Annotated in this window: 13 protein-coding genes; 7 read left to right on the forward strand and 6 right to left on the reverse strand. The window is 71.7% G+C overall.

Features of this window, described 5'->3' with window-relative positions; all coding sequences use genetic code 11:
• Nucleotides 1–197 precede the first annotated feature (197 nt).
• Both AB0C20_RS31135 and AB0C20_RS31140 read left to right on the forward strand, forming a co-directional pair.
• Nucleotides 198–1,448: a DUF222 domain-containing protein gene (locus tag AB0C20_RS31135; protein WP_357188796.1), complete on the forward strand. Its 1,251-nt coding sequence runs from the start codon at nucleotides 198–200 to the stop codon at nucleotides 1,446–1,448.
• Nucleotides 1,449–2,123: 675 nt separating this feature from the next.
• The gene (locus AB0C20_RS31140) at nucleotides 2,124–4,454 is read left to right on the forward strand and encodes an AAA family ATPase (RefSeq protein ID WP_357569316.1); all 2,331 of its coding nucleotides are present in this window, start codon (nucleotides 2,124–2,126) and stop codon (nucleotides 4,452–4,454) included.
• On the opposite strand, the gene AB0C20_RS31145 is transcribed toward AB0C20_RS31140, so the two are convergent.
• Genes AB0C20_RS31145 through AB0C20_RS31160 form a run of 4 tightly spaced genes read right to left on the reverse strand, consistent with a single transcriptional unit; the run spans nucleotide 4,443 to nucleotide 6,726 of the window.
• Nucleotides 4,443–5,054 (reverse strand): hypothetical protein, encoded by a 612-nt coding sequence (locus AB0C20_RS31145; protein ID WP_357569317.1) that lies wholly within the window; start codon nucleotides 5,052–5,054, stop codon nucleotides 4,443–4,445. The two genes, AB0C20_RS31140 and AB0C20_RS31145, sit on opposite strands and share 12 nt — an antisense overlap.
• Complete coding sequence (locus AB0C20_RS31150) at nucleotides 5,054–5,398, reverse strand: YbaB/EbfC family nucleoid-associated protein (RefSeq protein WP_357188789.1); 345 nt, start codon at nucleotides 5,396–5,398, stop codon at nucleotides 5,054–5,056. Before AB0C20_RS31150 ends, AB0C20_RS31145 begins: the two co-directional genes overlap by 1 nt.
• A 9-nt stretch (nucleotides 5,399–5,407) precedes the next feature.
• Entirely contained in the window at nucleotides 5,408–6,334 is a 927-nt protein-coding gene (locus tag AB0C20_RS31155) for a WXG100 family type VII secretion target (protein ID WP_238687144.1), read from the reverse strand.
• Nucleotides 6,331–6,726 (reverse strand): type VII secretion target, encoded by a 396-nt coding sequence (locus AB0C20_RS31160; protein ID WP_357188786.1) that lies wholly within the window; start codon nucleotides 6,724–6,726, stop codon nucleotides 6,331–6,333. The genes AB0C20_RS31155 and AB0C20_RS31160 overlap by 4 nt, the downstream gene beginning before the upstream one ends.
• 135 nt (nucleotides 6,727–6,861) lie before the next feature.
• On the opposite strand from AB0C20_RS31160, the gene AB0C20_RS31165 reads away from it, so the two are divergent.
• The 5 genes from AB0C20_RS31165 (at nucleotide 6,862) to AB0C20_RS31185 (ending at nucleotide 10,353) form a co-directional block, all read left to right on the forward strand.
• A complete protein-coding gene (locus AB0C20_RS31165) occupies nucleotides 6,862–7,500 on the forward strand; it encodes a transporter (RefSeq protein ID WP_357188784.1) in 639 nt (212 codons plus the stop codon).
• Nucleotides 7,497–7,808, forward strand: a complete 312-nt coding sequence (locus AB0C20_RS31170) for a transcriptional regulator (protein ID WP_357569318.1) — start codon at nucleotides 7,497–7,499, stop codon at nucleotides 7,806–7,808. The genes AB0C20_RS31165 and AB0C20_RS31170 overlap by 4 nt, the downstream gene beginning before the upstream one ends.
• Nucleotides 7,805–8,746 carry an ABC transporter ATP-binding protein gene (locus AB0C20_RS31175; RefSeq protein ID WP_357569319.1) on the forward strand — a complete coding sequence of 314 codons (942 nt, stop codon included), beginning with the start codon at nucleotides 7,805–7,807 and terminating at the stop codon, nucleotides 8,744–8,746. Before AB0C20_RS31170 ends, AB0C20_RS31175 begins: the two co-directional genes overlap by 4 nt.
• 10 nt (nucleotides 8,747–8,756) lie before the next feature.
• Complete coding sequence (locus AB0C20_RS31180; protein WP_238679917.1) at nucleotides 8,757–9,494, forward strand: ABC transporter permease; 738 nt, start codon at nucleotides 8,757–8,759, stop codon at nucleotides 9,492–9,494.
• 94 nt (nucleotides 9,495–9,588) lie between these two features.
• Nucleotides 9,589–10,353: a VOC family protein gene (locus AB0C20_RS31185; RefSeq protein WP_357188777.1), complete on the forward strand. Its 765-nt coding sequence runs from the start codon at nucleotides 9,589–9,591 to the stop codon at nucleotides 10,351–10,353.
• A 16-nt stretch (nucleotides 10,354–10,369) separates the two neighbouring features.
• On the opposite strand, the gene AB0C20_RS31190 is transcribed toward AB0C20_RS31185, so the two are convergent.
• Both AB0C20_RS31190 and AB0C20_RS31195 read right to left on the reverse strand, forming a co-directional pair.
• Complete coding sequence (locus AB0C20_RS31190) at nucleotides 10,370–11,188, reverse strand: ABC transporter ATP-binding protein (protein WP_357569320.1); 819 nt, start codon at nucleotides 11,186–11,188, stop codon at nucleotides 10,370–10,372.
• The gene (locus AB0C20_RS31195; RefSeq protein WP_357188913.1) at nucleotides 11,185–12,213 is read right to left on the reverse strand and encodes an iron ABC transporter permease; all 1,029 of its coding nucleotides are present in this window, start codon (nucleotides 12,211–12,213) and stop codon (nucleotides 11,185–11,187) included. The genes AB0C20_RS31190 and AB0C20_RS31195 overlap by 4 nt, the downstream gene beginning before the upstream one ends.
• Between the last annotated feature and the right edge of the window lie 108 nt (nucleotides 12,214–12,321).

Below are 12,321 nucleotides of genomic sequence, written 5' to 3' on the forward strand. Positions count from 1 at the left end.
GCCGCTCGACCAGCAGCGGTACCTCATCGGACGGCCGTTCCAGCAACTCCAACGCTGGCGACGCAGCTTGGCGACGCAGCTTGGCGGACGCGCAAGCTGACGGGACAAGTGGGCAGCTCACGATGATCGACGAAATTTAGTTGGCTCATCGATCAGGGCGACTCCAAGTTGTCGTACACCAGTTCTATTCTGCTTTTATGCTGGAGGCGTTGGCGCAGGTGGATGGGGCAGTTGACGACTGCGCCGAGACCGCGCTCTGGGCGCTCTCCGATGACGAGTTGCTTGCTTCTCTCGACGCGACTCACGTGTTGGCGCAGCGGTTGGCCGCCGTTCAGCTCGGTCTGGTCCGCGAGTTGGACGGTCGTGGGCTGGCGGTCACCCAGGGCGCCTCGTCCACCGCCGTCTGGCTTCGGGAGCGGCTCCGGCTCTCCGGTCGCAGCGCGCGCCAACTGGTCCAGCTCGCCGCCGTCATCGACGCCGCCCCGCCAGCGGTGCGCGACGCGCTGCTCAGCGGTGCCATCACCGTCGAGCAGGGTCGGGTGGTGGCCGAGACGATCGCCGCCCTCCCGGTCGAGGCCGGTCCCGAGGTGGCGGACAAGGCCACCCAACTACTGGTCACCTGGGCCGACCGTTTCGATCCGACAAGCCTGAGCCGGCTCGGCGAGCGCGTCCTCGCGCACGTCGCCCCGGAATTGGCCGACCAGGCTGAGTTGAAGGCACTGGAGCGGGCCACCGAGCGAGCCGAGGCCCGCCGGCACGTCACGCTCTCCGAGCAACGGAACGGCCAGGTACGCCTCAGCGGCAACCTCGACACCGAAACCGCGAGCCTGCTGCGCGAGGCGATCGACCCGCTCTGCGCCCCAGCGGGTGAGCAGGATGACCGCAGTCCTGGTCAGCGCCGCGTCGACGCGTTGGGCGAGATCTGCCGACTGGCGTTACGTACCGGTCAGCTGCCCGACAACGGCGGTGACCGTCCTCAGCTGGTGGTGAGCGTTTCGCTGGAGGAACTGGTCAACGGCGTACGCGCCGGAACACTGGAGACCGGCACGCGCCTCACCCCCGGTGCGGTCCGCCGCCTGGCCTGTGATGCGGGCGTGCTGCCGGTCGTGCTGGACGGCAACAGTCAGGTTCTGGACGTCGGCCGGCAGCGCCGGCTATTCACCGGCCCGTTGCGGCGCGCGCTGGTCCTGCGGGACGGCGGTTGCGCCTTTCCTGGTTGTGATCGGCCGCCGAGATGGTGCGACGGTCACCACATCCGACATTGGGCCGACGGCGGGGTGACGGCGCTGGGCAATGCGGTACTGCTCTGTGGCTACCATCACCGGTTCATCCACCGCGGCGACTGGACGGTCCGTCTCGCGGCGGACGGTCGACCTGAATTCCTCCCGCCCGGCTGGCTGGACCCACTGCGCACCCCGCGTCGCAACCTCTACCACCTGCGCTGCTGATTCCGGCAACCAAGCCGGCGCCGCCCGCGCCCACATCTTGCGACGGCCGTTACCGCAGTCGCCACCGTCACCGCGCCTTGCCGCCGCGACCGCCTTGCCACCGCCACCGCCACCGCCTTGCCACCGTCACGGCCTCACCACCGTCGCCTCAGCACCGCGCCTTGCCACCGCCACGGCCTCACCACCGCCACGGCCTCACCACCGTCGCCTCAGCACCGCGCCTTGCCACCGCCACCGCGGTCGCCACCGTCATCGCGACCTCGACCTCGACCTCGACCTCGACCTCGACCTCGACAAGCCTGCTGTCCCTGCCGCCTCAGCCGTGTCTTCCGGTGATCGACTCGGCTTCCTGAAAACCGGGTTGTCGCACCGGCCCAGACACCGCGACTTCCTGTAAGTCGAGTGGATCACCGGCGTCGCGACGGTCGCGGCCTCAAGAAGTTCGGCGCGGAGCGGGGCGTGGTCGCCGAACGACACCCGACCGGGCAACACGCCGTCGCGGACGGGTGGTCGCGTCGGTAATTCGCTGGATACGTCGGGTTGGGGAGCGTAGGGTTGCAGCCCGCTTGACGGCCGAGGTGAGCTGCACCGGAACGGACGTCTTCGCGCCGGGCGGCCGGCCATCCGCCCCCGGACACGCGAGCGCGCAGCAGATGTGAACGATGGGACGTCAGCATGCCCGCACTTGACCTCGACACCCAGCTCGACACCGACCTCGACGCGGACCTGGCCGCCGAGCGCGCACACCTCACCACCTCGCGGGCCGCGTTGGGTCGGATGCGGGAGCGGGCCGAGTCTCTCTTCGCCACCGGCGACCAGGTGGCCGGCGACGCGTACGCGGCGGAGACGCTCGGCCGCACCCTGGCCCGCCGGGTCGCCGAGCTGGCCGACGACCCGACCACCCCGCTCTTCTTCGGCCGCCTCGACTTCGCCGGCGCCCCGAACAACAGCACCACCAACACCGGGACCACGGACGGCAGGACCACGGACGGCAGGACCACGGACGGCAGGCCCACGGACGGCAGGACCACGGACGGCAGGACCACGGACGGCAGGCCCACGGACGGCAGGACCACGGACGGCAGGACCACGGACGGCAGGACCACGGACGGCAGGCCCACGGACGGCAGGCCCACGGACAACAGCACGACGAGGGACAGGCCCACAGCCAGCAGACCCGCCAACGACCCGACCGCACCCGACACCAGCGGCGATCATCACGGTCGGCGGTATCACGTGGGGCGGCGGCATGTCACCGATGAGCGTGGTGAGCCGTTGGTGCTGGACTGGCGGGCACCTGTCTCCCGTTCGTTCTACCGGGCCAGTGTGCGGGATCCGCAGGGGGTGGCGGTTCGGCGGCGGTTCGGGTTCAGCAATGGTCTGCTGACCAGTTTCGAGGATGAGCGGCTGGATCGGGGCGAAGAGCTCGGTACGACCAGTCGGATCCTCACCGCCGAGATCGAGCGTCCACGCGTCGGGCCGATGCGGGACATCGTCGCCACGATCCAGCCGGAGCAGGACGAGCTGGTTCGGGCTGACCTGGCCGACTCGATCTGTGTGCAGGGCGCGCCGGGTACGGGAAAGACGGCTGTCGGTCTGCACCGGGCCGCGTACCTGCTCTACCTGCATCGGGAGCGGTTGCGGCGGGCGGGTGTGCTGATCGTCGGGCCGAACCGGGCCTTCCTGTCGTACATCGCGGCGGTGCTGCCGGCGCTCGGTGAGGTCGAGGTCGAGCAGGCAACGGTGGAGGAGTTGATCTCCCGGGTGGCGGTGCGGGCGGTCGAGGCGCCGGCGGTGGCCGCGCTCAAACACGACGTACGGATGGCGAGCGTGCTGCGGCGCGCGGTGCAGGGGCAGATCGGCAGCCCGACCGAGTCGATCACCGTGTCGGACGGCTCGTTCCGCTGGCGCATCGGGGTGGAGCCGTTGCACCGGATCGTCGAGGAGACCCGCCGGGAGGGGCTGCCGTACGGGACGGGTCGGGAACGTGTCCAGGCGCGGGTGGTGAGTCTGCTCCAACGGCAGGCCGAGGCACGGCGTGCGGAGTCGCCCAGCGATGCCTGGCTGCGCCGGATGAGCCGCTGCCGGCCCGTACTCGATTTCCTGGACGCGGTCTGGCCGGCGCTCACCCCGGAAGGGCTGGTGCACGGCCTGTTCTCCGACCCGGACCGGCTCGCCGCCGCGGCGGACGGGTTGCTCAGCGACGCCGAGCAGGCGCAGCTCAGCTGGGCGAAGCCGGCCCGCACGCCGAAGGCGACCCGTTGGACCGCTGCCGACGCGGTGCTTATCGACGAGGCGACCGGGCTGCTGGAACGGCTCTCCGGGTTCGGACACGTGGTGGTGGACGAGGCGCAGGACCTCTCCCCGATGCAGTGTCGGGCCATCGCGCGGCGCAGCGAGCACGGCTCGGTCACGCTCCTCGGTGACCTCGCCCAGGGCACCGCGCCGTGGGCGGCGACGGACTGGAGGGAATCCCTCGCCCATCTGGGCAAGCCGGACGCGGTGGTGGTCCCGTTGACAGTCGGTTTCCGGGTGCCCGCCGCAGTCGTGGCATTCGCGAACCTGCTGCTCCCGGCGCTCGCGGTGGACGTACCGCCGGCCGAGTCGCTGCGCCACGACGGCGGCCTGGATGTGCGTACGGTGACCGACCTGACCTCGGCGACGGTGGCCGAGGTGCAGGCGGCACTCGCGCACGACGGCTCGGTCGGTGTGATCGCCGCGGACGACGCGGTCGACGGCCTGCGCGCGGCGCTGGCCGAGGCCGGTGTCGAAACCGCGACCGCCGACGACGTGGCGGCCGCTGAGCGGGTCACAGTGGTGCCGGCGACGCTGGTGAAGGGCCTGGAGTACGACCACGTGGTGGTGGTCGAGCCGGCCGCGATCGTCGCGGCCGAGCCGCGCGGGCTGCACCGGTTGTACGTGGTGCTCACCCGGGCGGTGTCCCGGCTGGCGGTGCTGCACGTTGCGCCGCTGCCCGCCCCGCTCGTCGGCGGGTCAGCGGGCTGACAGGGCTGCCGCGACCTCCCGCAGCGGGCGGCTGGAGTCGGCCAGCGGCACGTGGAACGACAGCCACGACCCGTCGACGAAGTCGATCCGCAGCCGCTTCCAGTTCAGCCGGTACCTGCCGACCCGGGCGGTGACGGCCGTGCGCGGGACGGACCCGAGCAGTTCGATGTCGGCCTTCGCCTGTTCGTCCGCCGCCGAGTTGGAGAGCAGCCCGTCGGGTGCTGTCGCGCCGAGCAGCAGCCGCTGGTCGGTGACCCCCAGCACGAGGGTTCGAAGGCCGGGGCCCTTCACCGCCGCGGTCACTGCATGGTGCAGCACTGATGCCTGGGAATCTGGCTCGCCTCGACCTCCGACCCCGAAGAAGAGCCAGTCGACGGCGTTGTCCGCCCGACCGAAGGTGATGTTCGGTGACAGCACGTTGAGCAGGACACCCAGGAAGCCCGGCCCACCCGTGGCGGGCGGGGCCGATGGCTGTGCGGGCGGCGCCGGCGTCAGCCCTCCGCCCGCTCGCACCTGGGCCACCGCGCGCACCTGCTCCCCGGCCGCCAGCAGTCGGGTGATCCCCTCGACGTACCGTGCCTGACTCTCGTCGGCCGTCATCAGCGCCCCTCGTGGTCGGTGGGCCGGCGCGGACCGCCGCCTGGCTCGCCGATGACCTCGCCGACCAACTCCCGGACCCGGGCCGCGGCAGCCTCCTGCGCCCGGTTGGCGGCCGCTGTGAACTCCTCGGCCAGGCTGTAGGAATCCAGACGCATCGCTCGCGCGTTCAGCTCCGTTGAAACGATCTTGCCGTCGGCCGCGGCGGTGACCCGTACCAGGCCGGAGTCGCTCACGCCCTCGGCGCTGGTCTGCTCCAGCTCCGCCATCCGGTCGGCGAGTTGCCGCTGCCATCCGTCCAGGTTGCGAGCCAGCGCCTCGATTCGGTCCAGAGCGGGGAAGGTCATGGCTGCCTCTCAGTTCACGATGGAGTCGAAGACATTCTGCACACCCACTGTGTACGGGCCCAGGTCCTCGCTGTACGTGCCGTCCACCAGGTAGTTGCGGTCCTTCTGCCCGTCGGAGATGTCGTGCAGGCCCACGCCGGTGTCCAGCAGAGCGCCTCCGAACCCGGGGATGTTGACCGGCGAGACCTGGTTGATGACGAACTTGCCCGGAAAGAGGGTCTTGAACTTCTCGACCTGGAAGGCGCGCCCCTCTGGCGTCCAGCCGCCCTTGCTGAGCAGCTTGTACTGCTTCTTCCGCTGCTTGAGCTCCATGACGGTGTCCGCGTACTTGCGGAGCTGCCCGGCGACCTTGCCCAACCGGGCGGCGAGGCGGGTGAGCACCTCGGCGAACCGGGCGACGATCTTGACCATCCGACCCACTGTGGTGGCCAGCCGGGCCAGCACCCGGACCACTGTGGCGGCCAACGAGACGCCGGCGCTCAGCGCCGCGGCCACCGCCGCGATGATCACCTCGGTGAGGAACCAGAGCAGGAACTCGAGGATCAGCTCGACCAGCAGATTGAACGCGTCCACCGCCGCGTTCGCTGCCTCGACCAGCACGTCCTTGGTGCCGTCGAGCCCCTGGGCCAGTTCCTCGATCGCCGCTTCCACCGACTCCATCGAGGCATGGAAGCCCTCGGCGGCGTCGCCCGTCCAGGCGCCACGCAACCGGGCCCGGTCGGCGATCTGGTCGCCGGCGATCTCCCGTACCGCGGCGCCGGTGTCCAGGCAGAGCTGCGCGGCCCGCATCAGGTCGTCCGGTTCGCCAGCGACCAGCTCCAGCAGCTGCTCGAACGGCCAGAGCACCGCGTTGGAGAGCGGCTTGAAGGGTTCGGGCGTGCCCGAGACGATCTGCTCGAAGTAGGTCTTGTTGCGCTGCAACGCCTCGGTGCTCACGCCGGCACCGAACCGTTCGGAGCGCCGGTGCCACCCGACCAGGGGCCGGGTGCGATGACGTCGGGAGCGGGCGGGCGTCCGGGGACGAAGAGGTCGGTGTTGGCCGCGTCGGTGCCGGTGTAGGCGGCGGCGGTGTCAGTGAGCCCCTCGGCGATGTCCGCCATCATCTCGGCGCCGTCAGCGAGCCCTTGCAGGCACGCCTCGAACTGCTCGGCGTACGTCGCCGCGAGGTTGAAGGACGCCGGCATCACCCCGAAGGCGTGCCGTGGCACGTGCCCGTCACCGAAGGCGCGGTGCAGCTCGCGGAAACGGGCCGCCCGATCCCTGGAACCGGCGGCGAACGCCGTCAGAGCCTCCGGCTGGACCTCCAACTCATTGCTCGGGCTTGACACGAACCCTCCCCTGTGGCCTGTGCGACGGATCAGTCGTCACGACTGACCACCATAGGCACTGCTCGCCTCGATCGGGGGGTCCCATCGGTGATGACGGGGTCACTCAACTCGACTTTGTGTCTTAAAGTAGTTTGCGTGGACCCCGACGATGATTCACCACCCACCGACGCGGCGGCGGCGCTCCGGCTGATCCAGGACCAACGGTCGGCGACGGCACGCCGACTCGATCCCGACGCCCGCCTGCTCTACTGGCCGTGGGGTGTCGCCTGGCTGATCGGCTTCGGGCTGTTCTTCCTCCGGTTCACCCCTGGTGACCGGGCTCTGGTTGCACTGCCCAGCTGGCTGCCGCTGACCGTCCTCTTCGTACTGCTGCTGGCCGCTGCCGCAGTGCAGGCGACGGCCAGGGAGCGGGCCTACGACCAGGTGAGCGGCGACTCCGCCCAGCGTGGCCGCTGGTACGGGTACGCCTGGGGCCTGGGATCGCTGGGCGTCTACGCCGGGCTCGGCCGGATCAGCGGGCACCTGCCGCACGATCTGGCGGCGCTGCTCTGGTCGACCACCTCGGTCGGGCTGATCGGCGCGCTGCAGATGGCGGGCGGGGCGATCTGGCTGGACCGGGACCTGTTCCGCCTCGGCGTCTGGATCAGCGTGATCAACCTGCTCGGCGCGTTCGCCGGACCGGGCTGGCACGCGCTGGTCATGGCGGTGGCGGGCAGTGGCGGAATTCTGGTGGCCGGCGCGCTCGCCCGGCGGCGACAGCGACAGCAGCCGTGACCGAGCTGGATCCGGTCATCCACGCGCAGGCCCGGCTGCGGGTGGTCGCCAGCCTCTCCGCCCTCAGCGAGGGCGACAGGATCGCGTTCCCCCGGCTACAGGAGCTGCTCGCGATGACCGCCGGCAACCTCTCTGTGCACCTGCGCAAACTCGAGGACGCCGGCTACGTGGAGATCAGCAAGACCCATCGTGGACGCACCCCGGCGACCCTGGTCCGGCTCAGCCGGCGAGGCCGACTGGCGTTCGAGGAGTACACCGAAGCGATACGCGCCCTGCTCGACCCCGCCCCGTCGAAGGAGCAGTCATGACCCTCGCCCGCGCCGACCAGGCCAGCCGCCGGTACGGCGACGTCCTCGCCCTCGATCGTGTCGACCTGGAAGTCCGGGCCGGTGAGCTGGTCGGCCTGCTCGGGCCGAACGGCGCCGGCAAGAGCACCCTGATGAACCTGCTGGTAGGTCTGCGCCGCCCCAGCTCCGGGCGGGTGGAGCTGTTCGGTGGCGACCCCCGCGACCCGGCGAGCCGGCGGCAGATCGGGGTCACCCCGCAGGAGACCGGCCTGCCCGGCACGCTGCGCGTCGGCGAGGTGGTCGACTTCGTCTCCGCGCACTACCCCGACCCGGTGCCCCGGGCCGAGCTGCTGGACCGCTTCGGTCTCGCCGACCTGGCACGGCGGCAGACCGGTGGGCTCTCCGGTGGGCAGCGTCGCCGGTTGGCGGTGGCGTTGGCGTTCGTCGGCCGGCCCCGGCTGGTGCTGCTCGACGAGCCGACCACGGGCCTGGACGTGGCCGCCCGGCACACCCTGTGGGAGGCGATCCGGGCATTCCACGACGACGGTGGCACCGTGCTGTTGAGCAGCCACTACCTGGAGGAGGTGGAGGCGCTCGCCCACCGGGTGGTGGTCATCGGGCAGGGCCGGGTCCTCGCCGACGACACAGTGGACGCGGTGCGCGGCATCGTGGGCGTACGCCGGGTCAGCCTGGTCGCCGACAACCTGCCCGACCTGCCCGGGGTGGTACGCACCGAACGGGTCGACGGTCGACTGCACCTGCTCACCACCGACGCCGACGAGCTGGTCCGAGCGCTGGTCACGACCAAGACCCCGTTCACCGACCTGGAGGTACGGCCGACCTCGCTGGAGGAGGCGTTCCTCGCCATCACCAGCGGAGAGGCGACCAGCGGGGACGTGCCCGCCGGCACCGGCCGACCCACCACCGCCGCTGCCGGCGGCCGACCCACCACAGTCTGAGGAGGCCCCCGTGCAGCTCGCCCTGGTCCACGCCCGCTACCAACTCCTGGAGATCATCCGGATTCCGGTGGCCGTCTTCGGCAGCGCCTTCTTTCCGGCCGCCGCCATGATCTTCTTCGTGGTGCCGTTCGCCGGTGACGATCCGGTCGGCGCCACCTACGCCACCGCGTCGATGGTCACCTTCTCGGTGATGAGCGCCAACATCTTCCAGTACGGCGTCGGTGTCGCCGAGGACCGCGACCAGCCCTGGAACCCGTACACCCGGACCCTGCCGGCGGGGCCGGCGCCGCGGTTCGCCGGCCGGGTGCTGGCCGGCCTGGCGCTGACCTACCTCTCGCTGATCCCGGTCGTCGTGATCGGCGCGACGCTGACCGCGGCCCAGGTCACCCCTGCGGCGTTCCTGCTGGCCCTCGGCACCGTGGCCGTCATCTCGGTGCCGTTCACGCTGATGGGGCTCGCCATCGGCTACTCGCTGCCGAGCAAGGCGGCGATAGTGGTGGCGCAGGTGCTCTTCCTGCCGCTGGCCTTCGGCGGCGGCCTGCTCTCCGCGCCGGGTGACGCGCCCGGGTTCATCGAGACGATCGCGCCGTACCTGCCCACCCGGGGCGCTGCCGAACTGATGTGGGCGGCGGCGGCCGACTACGACGTGGAGCCGCTGGCAGTGATCATGCTCGGTGTCTGGGTGGTGCTGCTCGCCGCGCTCGCCGGCTGGGCGTACCGGCGAGACGAGGGTCGCCGGTTCAGCTGACGATTCGTCCGTTTCCGCCCCGGGCCGCGGCGGGACGGTGCCAGGATTCCGGCAGGGGGCCGCCGTGGCCGCCCGGGCCGAGAGGGGTCTTGACGTGAGCACCGTCCCGCCGGGTACGCCCTGCTGGGCCGACCTGGCCACCCCGGACCTGACCGACGCGCGGCGCTTCTACCCGGAGCTGTTCGGGTGGACCGGCCAGGTCACCCCGGAGCCCGAGGCGGGCGGCTACACGGTCTTCCTGCTCGACGGTAAGCCGGTGGCCGGCGCCGGCCCGCCCGCGATACCGGACCAGGTCCCGATCTGGTCGACGTACCTCGCCACCGACGACGCCGAACTGGTCGCCGGCCGTGTCGAACGGGCCGGCGGGCAGGTCGTCGTACCCCCGTTCGAGGTCTTCGACAGGGGCTGGATGGCGGTCTTCGCCGACCCGGCCGGCGCCACGTTCAGCGTGTGGCAGCCACTGGCCATGGCCGGTGCCGAGGTGTTCAACGCGCCGGGCGCGATGAGCTGGAACGAGCTGGTCACCCCCGATCCCGAGGGCGCGAAGGTCTTCTACGAGCTGGTGTTCGGCTGGCAACCCGACGACCAGGCGGTGGGCGCGATGACCTACACCGGGTGGCGGCTCGGGACGCAGATCGTCGCCGGGATGATGCCGCCGCTGGCCAACGACTTCCCGGCCGACCTGCCCGCGTACTGGACCGTGTACTTCGCGGTGGCCGACGCGGACGCCGCCGCGGCCCGCGCCGCCGAGCTGGGCGGAACCATCCTGGTCCCGCCCCGCGACATCCCGGCGGGCCGCTTCGCCGCCCTCCGCGACCCCCAGGGCGCCCTCTTCTCCGTCATCGACCTGGGCCCCTGACCCAGCGCCGGCGTGCTCAGGGGCGGGTGGGGCGGACGGGGACCACCAACGGGCCGTGGACACCGGGGACCACCCGGACGCTGGCCCGGTAGTGGGTGGCGAGCAGCTCCTCGGTCAGCACCTCGGGCGGAGTTCCGGCGGCCACCACCTGGCCGGCGGCGAGCATCACCATCCGGTCGGCGTACTCACCGGCCAGGGAGAGGTCGTGCATCGTGGCCAGGACGGTCAGGCCGTGCTCGCGGCGTAGCTGGTCGACGACTTCGAGCACGTCCTGCTGGTGGCCGATGTCGAGCGCGCTGGTCGGCTCGTCGAGCAGCAGCAGCGTCGCGCCCTGGGCGAGCGCGCGGGCGAGGAAGACCCGCTGCCGTTCACCGCCGGAGAGGGTGGCCAGTTCGCGACGGTGGAAGCCGGCGAGGTCCAACCGCCCCAGCACCTCGTGCACGGCGTCGACGTCGGCTGTCGACTCCCGGCCGAGGGTCGGGATGTACGGGGTGCGGCCGAGCAGCACGTAGTCCAGCACCGACATGCCGGGCGGCACCACCGGGGACTGTGCCACAGTGGCCACTATCCGGGCGCGGTCCCGACGGCGCAGCGCGGCGCTCGGCGTACCGAAGAGAGTGATCGCCTTCGGCGCGGGCAGCAGGCCGCCGACGGCGCGCAACAGTGTGGATTTGCCGGCGCCGTTCGGGCCGATCACTGTGACCCACTCGCCGACGGCGACGGTGAGGTCGACGCCGGTCAGGATCGGCGTGCCACCGAGGGCGACGTGCAGCCCGCGCACCTCGACGGCCGGCGTGCCGGCGGCGGGCTCGCGGCTGGCGGGTTCGCGGCTCACGTGAGCACTCGCCGGGCGGTCCGCAGCACGAGGACGAAGAACGGGCCACCCAGCAGGGCGGTCACCACTCCGATCGGCAGCTCGGACGGAGCGGCGACGGTGCGGGCCACCACATCGGTCAGCGCCAGGAACGCGCCGCCGAACAGCAGTGACATCGGCAGGATCACCCGGTAGCTGGACCCGGCGAGCAGCCGGACGGTGTGCGGCACGATGATGCCGACGAACCCGATCAGGCCGGTCGCGGAGACCGCAGCGGCGGTGCCCAGCGAGGCGGCGGCGATCAACAGGTAGCGGGTGCGCTGCGGGTGCAGGCCCAGACTTCTCGCCTCGTCGTCGCCGACCGCGAGGACGTCCAGCTCGCGGCGGTGCAGCAGCACCACGACAGTGGTCAGCGCGGCGTACGGCAGCACCAGCAGCACGTCGTGCCAACCGGCGGTGGCCAGCCGGCCGAGCAACCAGGAGTAGACCGGCTGGATGCTGTCGGCGTGTCGTTGCAGGAGGTACGTCTGCCCGGCGGAGAGGAACGCGGAGACCGCCACCCCGGCAAGGATCAGCATCGCCGGTGACCCGCGACGCCCACCGGCAGCGCCGAGCACGTAGGTCATCGTGACGGCGAGCAGCGAACCGGCGAACGCGGCCAGCGGAATGGTCATCGGCAACCCGGAGAGCGTGCCCTGCCGGCCGGCGCCGCCGAGGGCGATCGCCGCGGTGACAGCGAGGCCGGCGCCGGCGGCCACACCGAGCAGGTACGGGTCGGCCAGCGGGTTGCGGAACACGCCCTGGTAGCAACCACCGGCGAGGGCGAGCAGACCGCCGACGAGCAGGCCCAGCACCACCCGGGGCAGGCGCAACTCGGTGACGATCGCGATCTCACGCTCGGTCAGCCCGCTGTCGAGGTGCACCCCGGGAAACAGGTTGAGCAGCTCGGCGGCGACGCTGCCCGGGGGCAGGCTCACCGGGCCGAGCGACACCCCGACGACGAGCGCGACGAGCACCGCGACCAACCCCGCGAGCAGCCACCGCATGCGCAGCCCGGCGGGCCGCTGGCCAAGTACGTCGAGCGGCTGCTCGGCGACCGGCTCACCGACACCAGCGGGCTGGCCGCGAACCAGGGCGGGCGGCGGCGTGTGCGA

The sequence above is a fragment of the Micromonospora sp. NPDC048843 genome, assembly GCF_040649965.1.
Taxonomy (GTDB): Bacteria; Actinomycetota; Actinomycetes; order Mycobacteriales; family Micromonosporaceae; genus Micromonospora; species Micromonospora hortensis.